Genomic DNA, 20,579 nt, shown 5'->3' with positions numbered 1-20,579 from the left:
GGCTAGACGCGGTCCTGGAAGACGCAGTTCCACACGTATGTGCCCGCGACACCGCCGTCGGCGCGCACCGCTTCCAGCGTGTAGAAGTGCGTGGTCCCCCGCGCGGCCGTGGTGTCCGTGTAGGCGCGGGTCTGCGCCGGCAGGAGGCCGGCGTGCAGCGGCTCGTACGCCTGCGTGACCGCGTTCCACCTGCTGACCCGGTAGCCCGCGACGGTGTCGCACTCGGCCGTCCTGTCGCACCGCCAGCTGATGGACGGACCGTCCTCGTCGGGCCCGCCGATCACGGTGCCGTGGCCCAGGCTGCCGAGGTCCCAGTCCCGGGTGACCGTGACCGACGGCCGGACATCCAGCTCGGTGGCCTCGACGACCGTGACCTTCGGGTCGCTCGGGGGCAGCGCGTTGCCCCAGAGGTCCCTGGCGACGACCGCGTACACGTACGTCTCGCCGTCCGGCAGGTCGCCGCAGAGGACCGCGAGCGGGTCGCTGGTGCCCTCGCGGCAGGAGGTGGAGCTGAGCCACTTGACCGTGCCGTCGGCCTGCCGGACGCCGGTCCAGACCGCGTAGCGCTCGACGTCGTCCTCCGTCGAGGCCGCCCAGCTCAGGAGGACGCCGTCGGCGCGCGGGGTGGCCGTCACGCCGGTGACCGGCCCGGGTGCGACGCGGTCGCCGGTGCGGACGACGAGCGGGGCGGACAGCGCCGACTCGTTGCCGGCCGGGTCCACGGCCGCGACCGCGTACGTCACGTACGTGCCCGCGGGCATGTCCAGGTCGTGGCAGAGGCCGCCGGTGCTGGTCTCGTCGCTCTCCTCGGCGCAGGTCACGCGGGTGAGCGCGGCGGGGTCGAGGGTCTTGCCGGGCGAGCGGTAGACGCGGTAGGTCCCGCCGTTGTCGAAGTCCTCGTAGAAGCCGTCGGGCTGCTTCCAGTACACGTCGGTGTAGCCGACGCGGACGACGGAGCCGAGGGAGGCCGGGGACTTCGGCGGCGTACGGTCGACGCCGTCGCCGGTGACGGCGGCGTACGCCGACGGGTTGCCGAGCGCGTCGAGGGCGCGGACCCGGTAGAACCGGGCGGTGTTCACGGGTGCGTCGGTGCGGTACGACGTCGTGGTCGTCGTGCCCAGCGGCTCGAACGGGCCGGTGGCCGCGGAGGCGGCATACACCTCGTACGTCGCGGCGTCGGCTGCCCCCTGCCAGGCCAGGGTGGCCCACCACGCGTCGCCGGTGACCGTGAGAGCGGTCGGCGCCGCCGGGCCCGTGCGGTCCACGGTCACAGCCGTGGCGTCGAGGCTGCCGACGGACTCGCGGCCCGCCTTGTCGACGGCGCGGACCTCGTACAGGAAGGTCTGGCCCGTGGCGGGCGTCGCGTCCACGAAGGACGGGGAGGTCAGCAGCGCCGAGCCGCCGGCCCTCACCCACTGGGTGGTGCCCAGCCGGCGGTAGACGCGGTAACCGGCGAGGTCCATCTCCTTGTTCGCGGCCCAGCGCAGGGTGGTCTTCGCGGTGTCCCGGTCGTACGCGGCGGTGAGGCCGGTCGGGGCGAGCGGCTTGACCGTGTCGACGGCGGCCTCCGTGCGCGGGGCGTACGTGAACGCGGCCTGGGCGAGGCCGGTCCAGGCGACGTGGTCCACGCGGAGCGTGTGCCTGCCGGCCGGGACGGTCAGGTCGACGGTCTTGCGGGCGGTGGTGGAGACGTTCTTCCACAGGCTGATCTTCCGCACCCCGTCGACGTAGACACGCATGCCGTCCTGTGTGGCGGCGGAGAGCCGGAAGGGGCCGCCGGAGCCGAAGTCCCGCGTGAGGGACCAGCGGACGGAGAAGTTGTCCTTGGGCAGCGTGACGCCGGTCGGGTCGCCGTACCCGTAGTTCTCGTTGACGGCGGCGTCGCAGGCGGTGAGCTTCGGCGTGCCGCTGAAGGTGGAGTTGCCGAAGTACTGCGCCTTCCAGACGGGAGAGGCGCAGGTGACGGCCGCGGAGGCCGGGGCGGCGATCATCAGATCGCCGGTGGCGGCGAGGACGGCCGTCGCGGCGAGCGCGGTCAGCCGGGTACGAGTCATCACAGAAGGTGGGGCCCTTTCCGGACCAATGGAAATCAGGTGGCGCGTGTGTGACTCATGAGGAGGGGGCAGGGTTGCCCCGCCCCCTCACCTTCTTCGCGGACGCCGGCCGCGCGACGGCTTCACCGGTGCAGGTCAGCGGTGGTGGCGCGGCGTCCGGGTGATGGTCCGGCGGCCCCGCTCGACGGCGCGGAGCGGACATCGGGGCCGTCTGCGCCGACCCGGTCGCCGTCGCCGTGTCCGGGGCCGTGAAGGCGGCGGAGGCCGGACGTGCGGGCAGGGAGCCACCGGACGAAGTCACCCCGCGTGTCGTCACCGCCCGCCTTGGAAAGTGACGGCCTGTCAGGAGGCGGGCGTCGGGGCGAACAGCGCCCGGACGGCTTCGGTGGCCAGGTCGAGCAGCCAGGTGTGGGCGCGGTCGTCGTCGTAGCGCTGGTGCCACAACAGGTACAGCGGAATGGCGGGCATCTGGAGCGGCAGGGGCAGTGTGATCAGGCCGAGTCGGTCCCGGGCCGCGCGGGTGACCGCGTCCGGAAGAGTGAGCACCAGGTCGGTTGCGGGGGTGAGTTGCAGCGCGAAGGCGGCGGTGGGTCCGGCGGCGACGACGCGGCGTTCGTGCCCGAGGGCGGCCAAGGCGTCGTCGACCGGGTCGCGCAGACGTCCACGCCGCGAGACGGTGAGGTGTTCGGCGGCCGCGTAGCGTTCGAGGCTGAGCGTGCCTTCGGTGAGCGGGTGGCCGGGCCGGACGGCGACGACGAGTCGATCGCGGCCGACGAGACGGTGGCGGATGTCCGGAAGCGCCGGCCGACCGGAGCTGGATTCCAGGTCCACCTCACCCCGTCGGAGCTCGGGGGTGTCCGTCCCGGACTCGGCGGGCAGGCGCAACCGGACGCCGGGGGCCTGACGGTGGACGGCGGTGATCAGGGCCGTGCCGCAAGCGGCGATCAGGGCGTCGTGCCAGCGCACGGTGAACACCCGCTCCAGAGCTGCCAGATCGAGTTCCTGCTGCGCGGACAGAAGTCGGTGGGCCTGCTGCACGAGCGTGTGGACCTGGGCGCGGAGGGCCAGGGCGCGAGGGGTGGGGACCATGCTGCGGCCGGTGCGGACCAGGATCTGGTCACCGGTGGCTTTGCGGATACGGCCCAGGGAGCGGCTCATCGCCGGTGCGGTGACGTGGAGGCGGGCCGCGGCGCCGGCCACACTGCCCTCTTCGAGCAGCGCGTCCAGAGCCGTGAGCAGGTTCAGATCCAATTGCATCTGAGTAACTCTACAAGTGAATAGCATGCACTTGTTGTTAATGGTCGGGCGGCCTACCTTCGAAGTGCGGGTGCGAGACAACCCCCCGCAGACGATCGATTCCCAGGAGCCCGCCATGAACACAGCCATGCCTTTCGACGCCGGCACGACGCTCGTGTCCGATGTGACCGCCGCGGTGCGGACCGCCGGCCGCACGCTGCGCGACCGCTACACCCCGCACGCCCGTGGCGTGAGCCTGAACGAGGTCGTCGAGGAGATCCACGCCAACGACGACGCCGTGCTGGACGTGCTGCGGGAACCGCTGCTGCGGGCCCGGCCCGGATCGCGGTGGGCCGAGGACGAGCTGGCCGGCGGCGCACTCCCGCCCGGGGAGTGGTGGGTCGTCGATCCCGCAGAGGGAAACATCAACCACGTCCACGCCATGCCGGACTGGGCCGTCACCGCCACCCTGGTCAGCGACAACCGGCCGGTACTCACCGTCGTCCATCTGCCGCTGACCGGCGACACCTACACCGCGGTCGCGGGCGGCGGCGCCCGCCTCAACGACCGGCCCCTGAAGGTGTCCGCCAAGACCGACCTGGGCGCCGCGCTCGTCGGCACCGGTCAGGCCAGGCCCGGCGAGGACAAGCACACCTTCCGGCGGATCGGCGACTCGGTCACCGCCATGCTCACCGACGCACTGGTGGTGCGCGTGTCCGTTCCGGCCACGATGCAGCTCATCCACGTCGCCGCCGGGCACATGGACGTGTTCTGGCAGTTCTCCGACGTCCGCTCCGGCCTGGTCGCCGGTGCCCTGCTCGTCTCCGAGGCCGGAGGCACCGTCACCGACCTGGCGGGCGAGCCCTGGAGCACGGCCGCCGGGGACTTCCTGGCAGCAGCCCCCGGCATCCACGCCGCCGCCCGCGAGGTCCTGTCGCCGATCGTCTGACCGCGAAGCGAACCGCTCCCGTTCCTCCCGCCCGACACGCAAGGAGCATCACCTCATGACCCGCATCGGCATCCTGGGCGCCGGTCGCGTCGGCGCCAACCTCGCCGACAGGCTCGCCTCGGCCGGACACGACGTCATCCTCGGCCGCCGGGACCCGAAGGCGCAGTCGGCGGCGCCCGACGAAGCCCTCCACCCCCACATCCCCTGCTCCGACCAGCGCACCGCTGCCCGCACCGCCGACATCGTGATCAACGCGACGCCCGGCGACAGCGCGCTGGACCGCCTCACCGACCTGCGCGGCGAACTCGCCGGAAAGATCCTCGTCGACGTCTCCAACGCCACCCGCGACGCCGGCGGACTGCCCGGCGACCTGTGCTACCCCGGCAGCAGCCTCGCCGAACGACTCCAGGCCGCCCTTCCCGACACCCATGTGGTCAAGACTCTCAACACCATGCTGTTCATGGTCATGACCGCCCCGGACATGCTGGCCACCCCGCCGACCGCCTATGTCTCGGGCGACGACGAGCATGCCAAGAAGACCGTCACCGGCCTCCTCGGCGACCTGGGCTGGCAGCCCGCGTGGATCGAGGACCTCGGGGACATCACCACGGCCCGCGCCACCGAGGCCATGATCCTGGTCGTGCCCCACATCCTGCGCCGACACGGCTTCAAGCCGTTCGCCGTCTCCCTCGCCCGCTGACCCCACCGCCCACCTGCCCGTCTGCGGTCGACCTCCCCGGCCCCGTGGTCCTCGCCCCCGCTCCGCAGCCGGACACGACCGGCCCACCCGTCGCAGTCATGTGACGGGTGGGCCGCCGGCCTGTGCCGGGTGGCCGGGCAGGCCCTGTTCTGTGCGGGCCCGCCCCGGATTCACCCTGGCGCAGGCGCAGAGTCAGAAGGTCATGCTCCAGCGGTCCAGGTAGCCCGGGTCGACGGTGAAGATCCCCGGGGTGTTGTCGGTGACGCGCAGTTTCCACACGCCGTTGGCAGACAGCGCGGAGGCGTCGACCGTGAACGTGGCGTGCAGTTCGGTGCCGGTGTCCCAGACGAAGTCCTTGACCAGGATCACGGTGCCGTCCTCGGCGACGAGTTCGATGATCTGGCCTCCGATGAAGTCGTGGACCAGGTCGACGGTGAGCTTGAGGTCCGCGGGAGCGGCGCCGGTGCGGCCGGTGACGCGCAGCGGTGACTCGATCGTCCGCCAGTTGGGGATGTCGTAGCGGTCGGGGTTGACGAAGTGGTCGCCGCCGGAGGCGAGGACGGTCCAGGTGTAGGGCAGGCCGAGCTTCTCCGCCGCGGAGTTGGTGACGGTGACGGTGACCGTGAAGGTGCCGGCGCGGGTGGGCGTGCCGGTGATACGGCCGTCGGCCGCCCCGAGGGTCACGCCGTCGGGCAGTCCGGCGGCCGCGTAGGTGAGCGCGCCGGGCCGGGTGGACGTGGCGGTGATCTGCCGGCTGACCGGCTGGCCGACGGCCGCGTCGCGGGTGGAGGGGGCGTCGGCCGCGATGTGGTTGACGTAGCGGGGACCGACGTTGACCGCCGCCCACGCGTTGCCGACCGCCTCGTAGGCGTCGCTGGTGGTGCCGAACAGGTCGGCGGCCGCCTCCAGGGTGGCGGTGCGGGCGCCGGCGTAGTCGGTGGTGCTGGTCATGTAGCGGGTCAGTGCCCGGTACCAGACGTCGGTGGCGTTCGCCAGGCCCAGGGCGGCGACGGGCCCGCCGTCGTAGGTGGGGCTGTCGTAGGCCACTCCGTTGACGGTCGACCGGCCGCTGCCCTCGGCCAGCAGGTAGAAGAAGTGGTTGGCCGGCCCGGAGCTGAAGTGCGGGTCCAGCTTCTTCGTCCCGGCGGTCCAGTAGTCCTGTGACGTTCCCTTCGCGGAGGCGTCCTTGGAGGGCCGGTCCATGTAGCGCAGGGGCTTGCCGGTGCCGCGGACGTCCGCGAGCTCCCCGAGCAGGAAGTCGGGCGTGTCCTGGGCGTTGGCCGCGAAGAACTCCACCGCGGTGCCCATGATGTCGCTGGTGGCCTCGTTGAGCCCGCCGGATTCGCCGGTGTAGATCAGGCCTGCGGTGGCGGAGGTGACGCCGTGGGTCATCTCGTGTGCGGCGATGTCCAGTTCGGTCAGCGGGCGCTGACCGTCCAGGCCGTCGCCGTACGTCATGCAGAAGCACAGGTCGTCCCAGAACGCGTTGGCGTACTTGGTGCCGTAGTGCACGTTGGAGACGGCGCCGACACCGTCGTCGGCTATGCCGTTGCGGCCGAAACGGTCGTGGTAGAAGTCCCAGGTCCGCTGTGCCCCGTAGGCGGCGTCGACCGCCGCCGTCTGCGCCGTGGCAGGGCTGCCGTCGCCCCACACGTCGTCGGTGTCCGTCACCAGTGTGCGGACGCCGCCGGTGACGTCGTAGGTGCGGTGGTTGCCGCGCTGGAGGTCGGCGAGCCGGAAGACGTCCGCGTCGCGCAGTGACGCCAGCGGGACCGTGCCGCTGTACTGGCTGTGGCCCTCGCCTGCCTGGATGTCCTCGTAGGAGGCGAGGCGGGCGCCGGTCACGGCATCGGTGATCACATGGACACGGCTGGGCGTCTGATCCTCACGCACACCTGTGACAACGTTGTCCCATGCGATTCGGGGGGAGCTGTCGGCCGCCCAGACGACCTGCCGCGCCGAGGCCGCACGCTCGGACGCGAGGGATCCCTGTTCGTCGGCTGCCGCCAGCGCTGCCTTCTTCGCCGCGGCCGAGGAGACCACGGCCTTGGTCACCGGCACCGAGAGCGCCTGTGGTGTCGTGCGTGTGACGCTCTGCTCGCCCGCGCGCTCGTGGACGATCACGTCGGCGCCGATCACCGGGAGTCCGGCGTAGGTGCGGGAGTAGCGCGTGTGCACGGTGCCGTCTGCGTCCTTCGCGACATCCTCGGCAACCAGCGCTTCCTTGCCGCCCATACGGAGGTCACGGGCCGTGTCGGGAGCGGACTCGGCGGCGCGGTCGAGCAGTTGGTCGCGCTGCGCGCGGGACAGGGTCACGCCCCGCGCCCCGGGTCTGGGCTCGGCGTCGATGTGCCGGGACGCCGATGTTCTGGAGCCGTTCTCCACAGCCGAGGCCGACTGGGCTGTCGGAGCGGTGATCGCGAGCACCGCCATTCCGGTGGCGAGCGCGGTCGCCAACCGGCCGTGCCGTCGTGCCGTGTACGGGAGCGCGGACGAACGCCGTACTCCCAGGGGCGATCTGGTCATGCGGGCAGCTCCTTTCGCCGGCTGTCGGCGGACAGCGGCGGAAAGACGTGGAAAGACGCGGAAAGACGTGGCGAGACGGGGGCAGGCAAGGGAAGACCGCGGGCTGTCGGCCTGCGGTGGGAAGCGAGGCGGGTGCCGCTCGACTGCGGACAGATCGTTTCAGGGCGTCCGGATACTGTCACCACTGCGGAGATCGATGTCCGAAAATCGGTCAACTGGGCCTGTCTGCACGGTGATCGGGAGGGGCACCGCCACGTGTGGCTTTACGAGCCGGCAATACGGTGCTAACCAGCAAGGTTGGCCGTATCCGACTGCCGGTGCGTCCGTCCTGCCCGGCCCGGTGAACCGGGGTCACCTCTACGGTCTGCTGCATCGCGGCGCTGCTGGACCGCACCGAACGCCTGGCCGTCGGTGGCTGGTCAGACCGGTTCGACCACCTCGCGGATCCCGCTGCGGCACTGGATGTTCCCGCGGACACCCGCACCGCGTACACCCGAGCCGTGGACGCGCGAGCCGCGGAGCCCGAGCCGCGGGCGAACTCCGTTGGTTGCGAACGCTCTCCTGCCGGACCTGCGTCAACAGGACCGAGTCCCTTACCCGTAGGCGTTCGCACGGCGCGTACCTCCCGCGTATGGACCCGGTCCGTGTCGCCCCCGGGGCACGGGGCACGGGGCACGCGCCCTGTCGGGCAACGCCGTCGGCGAGGATTCCGGTCGCGTCCCCGGCCGCGCAACTCGCACAGCCCGTGCAAAGAATCTCTGGTCAGCGGGGGGAGGAAGCCGTCGAGTCGGGCCGTTCCGCTCCGGCATCCGGCGCCCTTTGACGGCGAGTTTACGAACCGTGCTGGTCGAACACTGTTCGGGGTGATCGAAACTCTCGTATAGTGACGCCCGGTTGATCACCGACTACAGACTTCTGTGCACTATCTGCCCCTTAGGACAACACAAGGGTCGCGTTCCCGAGCGGCCACCCGAGGACCTGAGCGATGACCGCGCCCGCCCCATCCGGCGACCGATCCACCATCCGTTCGCTGCTGCCCCTACCCCTGCTGACCGCCGCCCTGTCCGCCCTTGCCGTCGTATGGACCGTCACGTCCGTACCCGAGTCGGCACAGGCGCTCGTGGGCTTTGGCGGCGCCGTCGCCGCGGTCGTGCTGTGCGTGGCCGTCACCGTCGCCGTACACGCGCGACGCGCCGCGCGTTCCGTACGTGTCGCGCTGCGGACGGCGACCGCCGAGGCCGAGCGGGCCGCGCAGGAGCGCGACCTCCAGGCGGAACGATGGCGCCGCGAACACCAACGGCACACCGACGCCACCGCACACGAACGCGCCCGGCTCGCCGAGGAGTTCACCAGGGAACGCGCCGTGCGCGCCCAGGAGGCCGAGGCCGAACGGGCCCGGCTCGCGGCCGAGGTGCGCAGGCTCTCCGGGGAACTCGACCGCGCCCTCGGCGACCGCGACACCGCGATCGCCGCGACCGCCAACGCCGCGGCCCGGATGCAGGCACTGGCCACCGGCACCCTGGCCGACCTGCGCGCCATGGAGGAACGGCACAGCGACGAGGACGTCCTGGCCGACCTCCTGCACCTGGACCACCGCACCGCCCAGGCCGGCCGTCTCGCCGACTCCGTCGCCGTCCTCACCGGCGCGCGTTCGGGACGCCGTTGGGCGCGCCCCATCTCCATGGAGTCCGTTCTGCGCGGCGCCATGGGCCGGATCAGCGGTTACCAGCGCATCCGCCTGCACTCCGTCAGTGACACCGCGGTGGCCGGACACGCGGCCGAAGGCGTGATGCACGCGCTCGCCGAAGTGCTGGACAACGCCGCCAACTTCTCGCCTCCCAACGCCGAGGTGCACGTCTACGTGGAGGAAGTGCCGGCCGGCGCCATCGTCTCGGTGGAGGACAGCGGGCTCGTCATGAGCGACGTCCAGCTGCGCCGCGCGGAGCAGGCCGTCTCCGGCGACGCGGGCGGACTCGGCGGGCTCACCGGCACCCGGCTCGGCCTCGCCGTGGTGGGACGCCTCTCGCGCAAGCACGGCATGAAGGTGTCCTTCCGGCCCTCCGCGCGGGGCGGCACCGGTGTGCTCATGCTGATTCCCCAGGACATCCTCACCGCGGCGCCGTCCCCCGTACGACGTCCGGCGGACCCGCCCGCGCGCAGCACCCCGACGCGTGCTGCGCAGCCGGACCTCGGCGCGCCCGCCGCTCCCGCCGAAGCCGCCACGCCCCCGGAGCAGGTCCCACCGCAGGAGAGCGGCGCCGACACCCCGCAGACCGGTGACGGACTGCCCAAGCGCCGGCGCGGCCGCACCCTGGCCGCCGCCGAGAGCGCACGCGCCGCCGCCCAGGGCGCCGAGCGCCGCACGGACCCGCCCGAGGACATCCGCGTGCGCGCCAACCGCTTCGGCGCCTTCCGCCAGGCGGTGCGCGCCGCAGGCCCGGCGGAGCGCACGGGCGGGCACCCGCTGCCGGCCGTCCCCGACGACTCGCACACCACGCCGTCCCCGCCGACCGAGACGGCGCCCGGCAGTCCCACCCCCTCGCACCCGGAAGGCGACACCACCTCATGACCGGCACGACGACCGCCGACGAGAAGCTCACCTGGCTCATAGAAGGACTCCTCGAGCGCACCCCGGGGGCTCGGCACGCCCTCGTGCTCTCCCGCGACGGGCTGAAGCTGTGCCGTACCCCGGAACTGACGGTCGACCAGGCCGACCAGCTCGCCGCCATCGCCGCCGGCATCCAGTCGCTGTCGCACGGCGCCTCGGTCGAGTTCGGCGACGGCAGCGGAGGCGTGCGTTCCTCGATGACCGAGTTCTACGGCGGAACGCTGTTCATCGTGGAGGCCGGTGAAGGCGCGCACCTCGCCGTGGTCACCACCGAGGAGGCCGAACCCGGGCTCGTCGGGCACAACATGAGCGAGCTGGTGGAACAGCTCGGCGAGCACCTGACGGCCCCGCCTCGCACGGCGTGAAGCGCCCAGGCAGGGACGACGCCCCCGACCGGCTCTACACCCTCACGGGGGGACGCAGCCGCTCGGGGCCCGACAGCCCCTTCGACCTGGTGACGCTGGTGGTGGCCGAGAGCGACCCCACCGTCGGCATGCAGTCCGAGCACGCGGCGGTCCTCAGGCTGACGCAGGCGCCCACCGCCGTGGTGGAGGTCGCCGCCGAACTGGGGCTTCCCGTGAGCATCACCAAGATCCTGCTGTCCGACCTGCTCGCCGCCGGCCGGGTCAGCGCCCGTCACCCCCGCAACTCAGCCCTTCCCGATCCCGACGTCTTGGAGCAGGTGCTCGTTGGACTCCGCAACCTCTGACGTGCGCACCCCCCTGGGTGCCACCGCCGACAACGGTCTGAAGATCGTCGTCGTGGGCGGCTTCGGCGTCGGAAAGACGACCATGGTCCGCTCCGTCAGCGAGATCCGTCCCCTCAACACCGAGGAGACGATGACGAGGGCCGGCGAGACGGTCGACGACATCAGCGAGATCCGCGGGAAGACCGCGACCACCGTGGCCTTCGACTTCGGCCGGATCACCCTCGACGCGCGCAACGTGCTGTACCTGTTCGGCGCGCCCGGCCAGGAGCGCTTCTGGTTCCTGTGGGACCGGCTGTTCTCCGGCACCCTCGGCGCGGTCGTCCTGGTCGACACCCGGCGCATCGACGACTCCTGGTACGCCATCGACCGTCTGGAGCGCCACGGCACGCCGTTCATCGTGGCCTGCAACGACTTCGGCGGCGCCCGCCACGCGCACAGCGACGTCCGCGAGGCCCTCGACCTCGATCCGCAGGTACCCCTGATCGACTGCGACGCCCGTACCCGGGAGTCCAGCAAGCAGGTCCTCATCACGCTCGTCCAGCACATCCAGAGCCGGTACGCCGGGCAGAGGGCCCACGCCGCCGCTTCACCACGGGAGTTCGTGTGAGCACCGACGCCGTTCCGCTCAGCGGTCCGCGCTTCCAGACCGACCCCGCCCGGCTGTACCGGGAGATGCGCACGCAGCACGGCGCCGTCACCCCCGTCCTGCTGGACGGCGCGGTCCCGGCCTGGCTCGTCCTCGGCTACCGCGAACTGCACCAGGTCACGGGCGACCCCGTCCTGTTCAGCCGCGACTCGGAGTTGTGGAACCAGTGGGACACGATCCCCGGCGACTGGCCCCTGCTGCCGATGATCGGCCGCAAGCAGCCGTCGATCCTCTACACGGTCGGTGAGCGGCACCGCGAGCGGGCCGCCATGATCAGCAACGCGCTGGAGGCGAGCGACCCGACCCGGCTGCGCCGCCACGCCGAGCGGTTCGCCGACGAGCTGATCGACGCCCTGTGCGCCGAGGGCACCGCCGACCTCGTCGGCCAGTACGCCATGCTGCTGCCCGTACGCGTCCTGGCGCGGCTGTACGGCTTCTCCGACGAGGACGGACCAGGCCTGGTCACCGCGCTCAACGACATGATCGACGGCCGGGAGCGAGCTCTCGCCGGACAGAGCCATCTGGCCTCCTCCATGGCCGAGTTGCTCGCCGCGCGCCGGGCCGCGCCCGCCGACGACGTCGTCTCGCGCATGCTGACGGACCCCGGTGGCTTCACCGACGAGGAGATCGCCCAGGACCTGATGGTGATGATGGCGGCCGGACACCAGCCCACCGCCGACTGGATCGGCAACTCGCTGCGGCTGATGCTCACCGACGGTCGTTTCGCCGCCTCGCTCTTCGGCGGCCGCAACAGCGTCGCGGAGGCGATGAACGAGGTGCTCTGGGAGGACACGCCCACCCAGAACGTCGCCGGCCGCTGGGCGTCGCGGGACACCCACCTCGGCGGCCGGCACATCCGGGCCGGAGACCTGCTCCTCCTCGGCCTCCAGGCAGCCAACTCCGACCCCCAGGTGCGTCCCGTCGGAAACGAGCTCACCGGCGGTAACAACGCCCACTTCTCCTTCGGCCACGGCGAGCACCGCTGCCCGTTCCCGGCCCAGGAGGTCGCCGAGGTCATCGCCCGGACGGGGATCGAGGTCGTCCTGGACCGGCTGCCCGACATCGACCTCGACGTTCCGGCCGAGTCCCTGACCCGTCGCCCGTCGCCCTGGCTGCGCGGGCTGACGGAACTGCCCGTGCGGTTCACACCCACCCCTGCCCTGGGAGGCAACTGATCATGACGTCCGGAACCGAAGAGCTGCGGATTCCCCTGGATCCGTTCGTCACCGACCTGGACGGGGAGAGCGCCAAGCTGCGGGCGGCGGGACCGCTGGCCGCGGTCGAGCTGCCCGGCGGGGTCCCGGTGTGGGCGGTCACCCGGCACGCCGAGGCCAAGGCGCTGCTGACGGACCCCCGGCTGGTCAAGGACATCAACGTGTGGGGCGCCTGGCAGCGCGGTGAGATCCCGTCCGACTGGCCCCTGATCGGTCTGGCCAACCCCGGCCGCTCCATGCTGACCGTGGACGGCGCCGACCACCGCAGGATGCGCGGCCTCGTCGCCCAGGCCCTCACCCCGCGCCGGGTGGAGGCGATGCGGGAGCGGATCACGGAACTCACCGGACGACTGCTGGACCGGCTGCCCACCGACGCCGAAGTCGTCGACCTCAAGGCGGAGTTCGCCTACCCCCTGCCGATGTACGTCGTCGCCGACCTCATGGGCATCGAGGAGAGCCGGCTGCCGCGGCTGAAGGTGCTGTTCGAGAAGTTCTTCTCCACCCAGACCCCGCCCGCGGAGGTCGTCGCCACCCTCGTCGAACTGGCCGGGATCATGGCCGAGACCGTCGCCGCCAAGCGTGCCGAGCCCGGTGACGACCTGACCAGCGCGCTCGTCCTGGCCTCGGAGGACGGTGACCGGCTCACCGACGAGGAGATCGTCTCCACCCTCCAGCTCATGGTCGCCGCCGGCCACGAGACCACCATCTCCCTGATCGTCAACGCCGTCGTCAACCTCTCCGCCCACCCCGACCAGCGGGCACTGGTCCTGTCGGGCGCGGCGGACTGGTCCGCGGTGATCGAGGAGACCCTCCGCTGGTCGACGCCGACGTCGCACGTGCTGATCCGGTTCGCGACCGAGGACGTGCCGGTCGGCGACCGGGTCATCCCGGCGGGCGACGCGCTCATCGTGTCCTACGGCGCGATAGGCCGCGACGAAGAGGCGCACGGCCCCTCGGCCGGTGACTTCGACATCACCCGCGAGACCCGCACCCGCCACATATCGTTCGGCCACGGCCCGCACGTCTGCCCCGGCGCCGCCCTGTCCCGCCTGGAGGCGGGCGTGGCGCTGCCCGCGCTGTACGCCCGATTCCCCGGGCTGGACCTGGCGGTCGACCCGTCGGCCCTGCGCAACAAGCCGGTGGTGACCCAGAACGACCTCTTCGAACTGCCCGTACGGCTCACCTCCTCGACACCCTGACGCGCCCTCGCGCCACTTCCACACCCGTGCATCCGTAGGACCGTGATGCGAGGAAGAACCGGGTGACGCGCTCCCGTCCCGTGATCCCCCGAGCCGGGACGGGAGCCGTCCCGGCTCGGGAGGTCACCGTCGACGAACGCTTCGGCGAGGTGCGTCGGCCGACGACGGCGGAGCTCCGCCCGGCGAACATCGGGCCCGCACCCGACGCTCGTACGGCGATCTAGGCCTTCGACTCCTGCTTCCCGTATTCCTGGGCGAGGAGCCCGAGCAGCACCTCGTCCAGGAACCCGCCCATCACCCAGGCCGAGGAGCGCAGCACGCCCTCGCGGACGAAGCCGTTGCGCTCGGCCGAGCGCAGCATCGCGGTGTTGTCCGACAGCGTCTCGATCTGCAGCCGCTGCAGGCCCCGCACGACGAAACCGTAGTGGCACAGCACCGCGACCACATCGGTGCCGTAGCCCTTGCCGCGGGAGGACGGCAGCAGTCCGAGGCCGATGTGCGCGGCCCGGTTGTGGTTGTCGATGCCCCACAGCGTCGCGGTGCCGACCAGCGTGCCGCCCTCGAGCTCCACCACGGAGAACTGGACGAGCCCCTGCGCCGTGTCGTCCACCACGAGCCGCGGATCCTTCGAGCCGGGCGTGATCGGCCGCCACGGACCGCCTTCGGCCCGTGCGGAGTTGACCACGTCGTCGTAGAGCTCGGTGCGCAGGATCGGTATGTCGTCCTCGTGCCGGGCCCTGAGCCCGATCTTGTTGCCTTTGAGCATACGAGCTTCCTATCCGGCCGGACCGGCCGGCGGCAAACCAATATGCATGCCGAGGCCGTCATCCGGTGGGAGCCGCCCGCCTCGGGCATCGAGGTGCACACGACGGTACCCGCGGGGACCACAGCAAGGATCGAGTGGCGATGCCGACCCCGACCCCGACCCCGACCCCGACCCCGGAGCCGGAGCCGGAGCCGTGCGCGGCGACGCGGATTCCCGGAGCCGGGACATCAGTCCCGCACGCTCACCCTGCGGTCCTCGGGGCGGTGGCCGCGGTCCCGGTGAGGAGCCGTCCGGACCGGGCCCGGTCGTCCCCGAAAGCCTGGGGCAGAGGGTGCACGGGTGGTGACGGTATGCTTACGCGGTGGGCCGGAATTCCCGTCGCGACGGCGAAGGGGCTGTCGGAGGATCGGAGAAGGCCGGTCCGGCCGGGCGCGGGGCCAGAAGGAGGCGATGGGATGCGGCAGGCGAGTGTGCTCGACGTCGGGTGCCACAGTGCCCTGCTGACCGTCGTGCGGGGGCGCCCGGGGGCGGAGCTGGAGCCGGTGTTCTCCCGCAAGGTGCGCCTGAGCCTGCACGAGACCCTCGACCGCAAGGGGCGGCTGGACAAGGCCGGGGTGAAGAGCGTCGAGCGGGCCGTGGCCGAGGCTGTCGACGCCGACCCGCGGCTGCGCGGCCAGGACGTGTTCGCGTTCGCGACCTCCGTCATCCGGGACGCGCCCAACTGCGACGAGATCATCGCGCGTGTGGCACGGACCACGGGCACCCGGCTGCGCGTGCTGGCCGGCGAGGAGGAGGCGCGGCTGGCCTACGTGGCCGCCCGCCGTTGGGCAGGCCCGACGGCCGGACAGCTGCTGGTCCTGGACATCGGGGGCGGCACCGTGGAGATCGCCTCCGGCACCGGAGAGCAGCCCGGAGTCGTCCACTCGCTGCCGCTGGGCGCCCGCAGGATCACCCGGGACTGGCTTCCCGGCGGCACCGCGCCGTCCCGGGGCCGCCTGGCCGAGATCCGGCAGCACCTGCGCCGGTCACTGGAAGACGTCCCCGGCCTGCCGCAGGCCGAACCGGGCGGGCGGGTGCTGGCCTGCTCCAAGACCTTCGAACAGCTCGCCCGGCTCGCAGCCGCACGGAGCAAGACACCGCGAGCCGGACGGCGGCTGGCGTTGCCTCAACTGCGTACGTCGGTCTCCCTGCTGGCCGACGCGGGACCGGCCCGTCGTGCCAAGCTGCCGGGCATCTCCCGGCACCGCGCCGAACAGTCCCTGGCCGGAGCCCTGATCGCCCAGGCCCTCATGGAAGCCTGCGGGGTCAAGAACGTCGAGATCTGCCCCTGGTCCACCCGCGAAGGAGTGCTGCTCGAACGCCTCGGCGTGCCTTCCACGCCCGCCGGGCGCCCCCGCGTCGTCGTCTGACCACCCGTTCCCGTCCCGGCCGGCCGAGGGCCGGGATCTCCTGCCGAGCCTTCGACGGCAGCCGTGCACGAGCCGGGCCGGTGATCCGAGGGCCGGTAGGCCGCCGCCTCGACGGGGGACGACCGGGCACGACCGACACGGCCCGTCCGCGCGGCTGCGCGTTGCGCCTTCGCTTTACCGGGGGCGTCAGTCGGGTGATGCCGACCCGGCGTTGGGGGGTGATCGACACGGTAGGAGCGGGTCGGTCCGCAGGGGGAGACCGCCGTGGCGCGTGTAGTGCTGCTTGGACCGATTCAGGCGTACGCCGACGATGTGACGCCGGTCGGGGTGGGTGGCCCCCGGCTGCGGATGCTCCTCGCCAGGCTCGCCCTGGCAGCGGGCGATGATCTGCTGACCGCGGCGGCCGAGGACCGTTGCGATGCCGAGCTACGGCTCGGACGGCACGCAGAGGTGCCGGCGGACCTCGAAGCGGCCGGTGCGGAGCGGCCGTTGAGCGCGCGTGTCGCCGGACTGCGGATGCGCGCGCTGTCCACACACGGCGGCCAGTGCGAGGGGCGGACCACCAGCCTGCCTCGGGTACGTGTCGACCTCCGCGTGCGACCGGCCTCCGGCCTCCCTGGCTGACGGTGGCTCAGGCGGGACAAGCGGAGCTGCTTCGAGGGTTCCTGTTTGGGTGATGTGTGGCGTATCACGCCATCAAAAGCCGCCCAAGTTGTCTTAATCACAGCGGAAATGTCCATTTGGCGTCCATGCTCGATGGCGACAGCGACTCCCGGAAGGGAGCCCATCGGCATGGGTGCGAAGTTCCAAAGTGGCCCATGGCGCAGCCTTCGTGACGTTCCTCCTCGTTCCCTTGGAAAGGTGCCCATCATGGCCGCATACCTCTGTCCCCCTGCCGTGATACACGGCGAGCACGCCGTGGAGACCAGCCAGATCGTTTCGGAGGTGCGCGGCCGGCATCCGCACGCGGCGTGGGCGCCGCGGATCGACGGCATCGCGGCCAGTACGGGCATCGCGACCCGCGGGTGGATGCTGCCGCTGGAGACCGCCGTCGCGCCCGGCGACGGCGGCGGCCTGCGGGACGTCGGCACCGGGCCCGCCCAAGAGGCGCTGGCACGCGACGGGTTCAGCCGGCAGGACGTGGACCGCGTGATCGCCGCCCTCGAATCGATACCCGCGCCGCAGACCGTCCAGGAGCGCACCGCGCCGGCCTGGGAGGCCGTGCAGTCCTACGGGGAGCGTGCCGCGCGCGGCGCCCTGCAGATCGCCGGGCTGGACGCCTCGGACATCGACTGTCTGATCACCAGTCACTCCACCACCCCGGCACTGCCGGGTCTGGACGTCGCCCTGTCCAACAAGCTCGAGCTCCGCGACGACGTGATGCTGCTGCCCGCCACGCAGTGGGCCTGTGTCGCGGGGACCCGCTCCCTGGCCCTGGCGGCGGATCTCGTGGCCGCGGACCCCGACAGGGTGGTCCTGGTCGTCATCGCGGAGGCGCTGAGCACGACCTACCAGCCCGCGGACGACACCATCGAGTCCCTGATCGTCCGGTTGCTGTTCGCGGACACCGCGGTCGCCGCGGTGGTCACGGGCCGTCCGAGGAGCGAGTCGGTGCTGCGGCTGGACGCCGCCTGGCACCACACCCTGCCCGGTACCCAGGACCTGCACCGCCTGGACACGCGGGCGGACGGCACCCACTTCGTGATGGACCGGCGCGGGCCGCGCGCCGTACAGGAGACGGTCACCGCGATGTGGGAGTGGCTGCGCGTCCGTTACCAGGACGACCCGGGCTCCTGGCACCCCGACGTGCTGCTCGCGCACCCCGGCGGGACCCGGGTGCTGGAGTACATGGAGCAGACCATGCCCGACGGGTGGCCGTCAGGACTGCTGGACTACAGCCGGGACAGCTACACCAGTGGCAACCGTGGAGGCGCCGCCGTGTTCGACATTCTGCGCCGGGCGCACGACGCCGGGCAGAAGCCGGGCAGTCGCGCCGTCCTGTACGCGGCGGCACCGGGCCTCACCGCCACCGCCCTGGAAGGGGAGTGGCTGTAGAGCGAGCCCGTGCCGCGCCCGCGTCCCTGGGCCGCGCCCCGCAGCCGCAGCCGCGTCACCTTGCGACCTCCGCCCAGACCACCTTGCCGGTGTCCGTCCACCGCACCCCCCACCGGGTGGTGAGCCGGTGCACGACGTGCAGGCCACGCCCCGCGTCGTCGAGGAGGCCGCCCCGGCCCAGACGTGGCCTGCCGTTGCCGGTGTCGCCCACCTCGCACAGCAGGCCTCGGCCCGCCCTGATCAGTCGTACGGTGACGGGACCTGTGGCAAAGCGCACCGCGTTCGTCACCAGCTCGCTGACCAGCAGCGTCACGTCGTCCCGGGTCTCGCTCCTGCTGTCCCATCGCCGCAGCAGCGCGGAGACGTGCGCGCGGGCACGGGCGGGCGCGTCCGCGCGGGCGGGCAGCCGCCAGGTCGCGGTGTCCCCCTTGCGGTAGCCGATCATGCGCGCGAGCAGCAGGGTCACGTCGTCGCGCTGGCGCACCGGCGCCAGCGTGGAGACGACATGCCGTGCGGCCTGCTGGAGGGTGTCCCAGGGGTGCACCGTGGCCACGGTGTCCGCCAGCCTGCCGATGCCCTCGTCGATCGACAGGGCCGGGTCCTCCACCAGGCCGTCGGTGTAGAGGGCGAGCAGGGAGCCCGGGGGAGCGTCGAACGTGTGCACGTCGAACGGCTCCCGCAGCGCGAACTCGGCGCCCAGTCCGGGGTGAGGGCGGACCGCGAGCGGGCCCGCGTGCCCGTCGGGAAGCACCAGGACCGGCGGGAGATGGCCGGCGCTGGCGAGCGTCACGTGGTGGCTGACCGGGTCGTAGAGGGCGATGCAGCAGGTGGAGCCGAGGGCGCTGTAGCCGGCCGTCAGCCCGGACTCCGCGTCGTCCAGCAGCGTCACGGTCTCGTCCAGGTGTTCGAGCACCTCGTCCGGTGCCAGCCCCGCGGACAGCAGCGCGCGGGCCTCCATGCTCAGCTGGCCCATGGTCGCCGCGGCTCCCAGTCCGTGCCCGACGACGTCACCGACCACCAGCGCGGTACGGCCGTCCGGCAGCGGAAAGCTGTTCACCCAGTCGCCGCCTACACCCGCGCTGTCGGGGGTGGCGGGCTGGTAGACGCTGGCGATCTCCATGGTGTGGCCGCCGGTCCGGGGCAGCAGCCGACGTTGCAACGCCAGCACCTGCGTGTGCTCGCGCTGGTGCTGACGGGCCAGGTCGACGTGATGGGCGGTCCTGGCCACCAGTTCCTGCAGGTCGAACAACTCGCCGTCGCGGAAGGGGTGATCCGCCCGTCGCCAGACCTCCGCGACGCCCAGGACGACGGGCGGCACGCTGTCCAGGACCAGAGGCATGCACGCCACACTCGCCGACCGGTCACCGGGCACCAGGGCACGGATCACCCGCGGACTGCCGAGCAGCCGCTCGACCGCCTTCCGGTCGGGTATGACGATGGCCTGCGGGGCATCGTCCCGCAGTACCGCCTGCGCCAGCAGGCGGCTCGCGTCGCTCGGAAGATCGCCGCCCGGCGTCACATAGCCCTCGGGCCACGCCCGGTCCGGCACCAGGGCGGCCCGCCGCAACCGGATGCGCCCCGGGGCCTGCTCGGTGACTCCCTCGCCCGTCCACACGGCGAAGTCGAGGTCGACGGCTGCCACGTCACCCCAGGCCAGCAGGGACTCCGCCAGCGACTGCGCGGTCTCGCCGATGTCCAGCGAGGTGCCGATCGCGGTCTCGGCGGCGTACAGGTGCAGCCTCCTGGCCATGGCGATCAGGGAGACGGTCAAGCCCTCCTGAGGCGCCGCCGCGGGCAGGATGCTCAGCGAGACCACCAACTCCGACCCGTCGGCGCGCCGCAGGCGCTGGATCCGGGCGACGTGTGCCTCACCGACCTCCAGCACCTGCCGCAGTCGCCGTGTGACCGTCGGCACGTCTCCCTGAGGCAGCAGGTCGGCGAATGGGCTCCCGACCACGGCGTCCAGACCCGCGAATACGGCGGCGTCCAGATTGGAGCGGGTGATTCTCAGCTCCCGGTCCAGGTTCACCACGCCGAGAATCTGGTCGTGAGGGTCGGCTGCCGGGCTGTCGGCTGCGCGTCGGCCGGTGCCGCGCTCGCCCCGCGCGTTGTCAGGACCGGCGCCCGCTGCCGCTCCGCCGCGCGAACCGTAGCGCCCCAGGGCGCTGCTGACCAGGTCGAACGGCGATGAGGACGAGGACGACGGCGTGGAGTCCATGCGGCTCTCTCGGCAATCCCCGGCACAGCGCCGGGGCCGTACTCGGACCCGTGCGACGGGGCCCCGAGATCCCTGACCGCACACCTCATTGAATAACACCGGGGGGCGCTTCGCCCACCAGCGGATCTCAAAGGCGCACGCAAGAGCCACCGGCGGGCGGCACCGCGTTGCGGGATGGCCCTCGGGCCCGTGAGCGTCGCCCGACCCCGCGTTCCGTCGCCGTACGAGCGCTGATGTTGTCGCGTGACCCGTGGCGGGGGGGGGGGGGCGGCGGGGGGGGGGGGGGGGGG

At 72.3% G+C, this 20,579-nt stretch carries 16 protein-coding genes and 1 pseudogene; 12 read left to right on the top strand and 5 right to left on the bottom strand.

Annotation, left to right across the window (positions count from 1 at the left end):
- Positions 1 to 2: 2 nt before the first annotated feature.
- On the bottom strand, positions 3 to 2,054 hold the full coding sequence (locus QQM72_RS38425; RefSeq protein ID WP_314225452.1) for a PA14 domain-containing protein: 2,052 nt from the start codon (positions 2,052 to 2,054) through the stop codon (positions 3 to 5).
- Between the two features lie 342 nt (positions 2,055 to 2,396).
- Positions 2,397 to 3,311: a LysR family transcriptional regulator gene (locus QQM72_RS38420; protein WP_314225451.1), complete on the bottom strand. Its 915-nt coding sequence runs from the start codon at positions 3,309 to 3,311 to the stop codon at positions 2,397 to 2,399.
- A gap of 25 nt (positions 3,312 to 3,336) precedes the next feature.
- Here QQM72_RS38420 and QQM72_RS38415 point away from each other — a divergent pair.
- Positions 3,337 to 4,194: pseudogene (locus tag QQM72_RS38415) on the top strand (inositol monophosphatase family protein); the annotation flags it as partial.
- Positions 4,100 to 4,939 carry an NAD(P)-binding domain-containing protein gene (locus QQM72_RS38410; RefSeq protein WP_399080192.1) on the top strand — a complete coding sequence of 280 codons (840 nt, stop codon included), beginning with the start codon at positions 4,100 to 4,102 and terminating at the stop codon, positions 4,937 to 4,939. The pseudogene QQM72_RS38415 and the gene QQM72_RS38410, both read left to right, overlap by 95 nt.
- A 192-nt stretch (positions 4,940 to 5,131) precedes the next feature.
- Here the strand turns inward: QQM72_RS38410 and QQM72_RS38405 are convergent, their stop codons facing one another.
- Positions 5,132 to 7,465: a M4 family metallopeptidase gene (locus QQM72_RS38405; RefSeq protein ID WP_314225448.1), complete on the bottom strand. Its 2,334-nt coding sequence runs from the start codon at positions 7,463 to 7,465 to the stop codon at positions 5,132 to 5,134.
- 985 nt (positions 7,466 to 8,450) lie between these two features.
- On the opposite strand from QQM72_RS38405, the gene QQM72_RS38400 reads away from it, so the two are divergent.
- From QQM72_RS38400 to QQM72_RS38370, 7 genes are all read left to right on the top strand, one after another.
- On the top strand, positions 8,451 to 10,034 hold the full coding sequence (locus QQM72_RS38400) for an ATP-binding protein (RefSeq protein WP_314225447.1): 1,584 nt from the start codon (positions 8,451 to 8,453) through the stop codon (positions 10,032 to 10,034).
- Positions 10,031 to 10,438, top strand: a complete 408-nt coding sequence (locus QQM72_RS38395; protein WP_020126464.1) for a roadblock/LC7 domain-containing protein — start codon at positions 10,031 to 10,033, stop codon at positions 10,436 to 10,438. Before QQM72_RS38400 ends, QQM72_RS38395 begins: the two co-directional genes overlap by 4 nt.
- Complete coding sequence (locus tag QQM72_RS38390) at positions 10,435 to 10,782, top strand: DUF742 domain-containing protein (protein ID WP_314225445.1); 348 nt, start codon at positions 10,435 to 10,437, stop codon at positions 10,780 to 10,782. The genes QQM72_RS38395 and QQM72_RS38390 overlap by 4 nt, the downstream gene beginning before the upstream one ends.
- Positions 10,763 to 11,389: an ATP/GTP-binding protein gene (locus QQM72_RS38385; protein ID WP_399080187.1), complete on the top strand. Its 627-nt coding sequence runs from the start codon at positions 10,763 to 10,765 to the stop codon at positions 11,387 to 11,389. Before QQM72_RS38390 ends, QQM72_RS38385 begins: the two co-directional genes overlap by 20 nt.
- On the top strand, positions 11,386 to 12,603 hold the full coding sequence (locus QQM72_RS38380; protein ID WP_314225444.1) for a cytochrome P450: 1,218 nt from the start codon (positions 11,386 to 11,388) through the stop codon (positions 12,601 to 12,603). The genes QQM72_RS38385 and QQM72_RS38380 overlap by 4 nt, the downstream gene beginning before the upstream one ends.
- A gap of 2 nt (positions 12,604 to 12,605) precedes the next feature.
- Entirely contained in the window at positions 12,606 to 13,841 is a 1,236-nt protein-coding gene (locus QQM72_RS38375; protein WP_314225443.1) for a cytochrome P450 family protein, read from the top strand.
- 62 nt (positions 13,842 to 13,903) lie between these two features.
- Positions 13,904 to 14,065: a hypothetical protein gene (locus QQM72_RS38370; protein WP_314225442.1), complete on the top strand. Its 162-nt coding sequence runs from the start codon at positions 13,904 to 13,906 to the stop codon at positions 14,063 to 14,065.
- Here QQM72_RS38370 and QQM72_RS38365 read toward each other — a convergent pair.
- A complete protein-coding gene (locus QQM72_RS38365; RefSeq protein WP_314225441.1) occupies positions 14,062 to 14,607 on the bottom strand; it encodes a GNAT family N-acetyltransferase in 546 nt (181 codons plus the stop codon). The genes QQM72_RS38370 and QQM72_RS38365 overlap by 4 nt on opposite strands.
- 455 nt (positions 14,608 to 15,062) lie before the next feature.
- On the opposite strand from QQM72_RS38365, the gene QQM72_RS38360 reads away from it, so the two are divergent.
- The 3 genes from QQM72_RS38360 (at position 15,063) to QQM72_RS38350 (ending at position 18,071) form a co-directional block, all read left to right on the top strand.
- Entirely contained in the window at positions 15,063 to 16,016 is a 954-nt protein-coding gene (locus tag QQM72_RS38360; protein ID WP_314225439.1) for a Ppx/GppA phosphatase family protein, read from the top strand.
- Positions 16,017 to 16,280: 264 nt separating this feature from the next.
- Positions 16,281 to 16,640 (top strand): BTAD domain-containing putative transcriptional regulator, encoded by a 360-nt coding sequence (locus QQM72_RS38355; RefSeq protein ID WP_314225437.1) that lies wholly within the window; start codon positions 16,281 to 16,283, stop codon positions 16,638 to 16,640.
- Between the two features lie 246 nt (positions 16,641 to 16,886).
- Entirely contained in the window at positions 16,887 to 18,071 is a 1,185-nt protein-coding gene (locus QQM72_RS38350; RefSeq protein ID WP_314225435.1) for a type III polyketide synthase, read from the top strand.
- Between the two features lie 55 nt (positions 18,072 to 18,126).
- Here the strand turns inward: QQM72_RS38350 and QQM72_RS38345 are convergent, their stop codons facing one another.
- A complete protein-coding gene (locus QQM72_RS38345; protein WP_314225434.1) occupies positions 18,127 to 20,289 on the bottom strand; it encodes an ATP-binding SpoIIE family protein phosphatase in 2,163 nt (720 codons plus the stop codon).
- Between the last annotated feature and the right edge of the window lie 290 nt (positions 20,290 to 20,579).

The sequence above is a fragment of the Streptomyces zaehneri genome, assembly GCF_032248645.1.
GTDB classification, from domain to species: domain Bacteria; phylum Actinomycetota; class Actinomycetes; order Streptomycetales; family Streptomycetaceae; genus Streptomyces; species Streptomyces coriariae.
This window is presented reverse-complemented; position numbering and strand designations above follow the sequence as displayed.

Excerpts from the sequence above, each read along its gene's own strand:
- QQM72_RS38425 (WP_314225452.1), bottom strand. The coding sequence starts at position 2,054 with ATGACTCGTACCCGGCTGACCGCGCTCGCCGCGACGGCCGTCCTCGCC.
- QQM72_RS38420 (WP_314225451.1), bottom strand. The coding sequence starts at position 3,311 with ATGCAATTGGATCTGAACCTGCTCACGGCTCTGGACGCGCTGCTCGAA.
- QQM72_RS38405 (WP_314225448.1), bottom strand. The coding sequence starts at position 7,465 with ATGACCAGATCGCCCCTGGGAGTACGGCGTTCGTCCGCGCTCCCGTAC.
- QQM72_RS38400 (WP_314225447.1), top strand. The coding sequence starts at position 8,451 with ATGACCGCGCCCGCCCCATCCGGCGACCGATCCACCATCCGTTCGCTG.
- QQM72_RS38395 (WP_020126464.1), top strand. The coding sequence starts at position 10,031 with ATGACCGGCACGACGACCGCCGACGAGAAGCTCACCTGGCTCATAGAA.
- QQM72_RS38375 (WP_314225443.1), top strand. The coding sequence starts at position 12,606 with ATGACGTCCGGAACCGAAGAGCTGCGGATTCCCCTGGATCCGTTCGTC.
- QQM72_RS38365 (WP_314225441.1), bottom strand. The coding sequence starts at position 14,607 with ATGCTCAAAGGCAACAAGATCGGGCTCAGGGCCCGGCACGAGGACGAC.
- QQM72_RS38360 (WP_314225439.1), top strand. The coding sequence starts at position 15,063 with ATGCGGCAGGCGAGTGTGCTCGACGTCGGGTGCCACAGTGCCCTGCTG.
- QQM72_RS38350 (WP_314225435.1), top strand. The coding sequence starts at position 16,887 with ATGGCCGCATACCTCTGTCCCCCTGCCGTGATACACGGCGAGCACGCC.
- QQM72_RS38345 (WP_314225434.1), bottom strand. The coding sequence starts at position 20,289 with ATGGACTCCACGCCGTCGTCCTCGTCCTCATCGCCGTTCGACCTGGTC.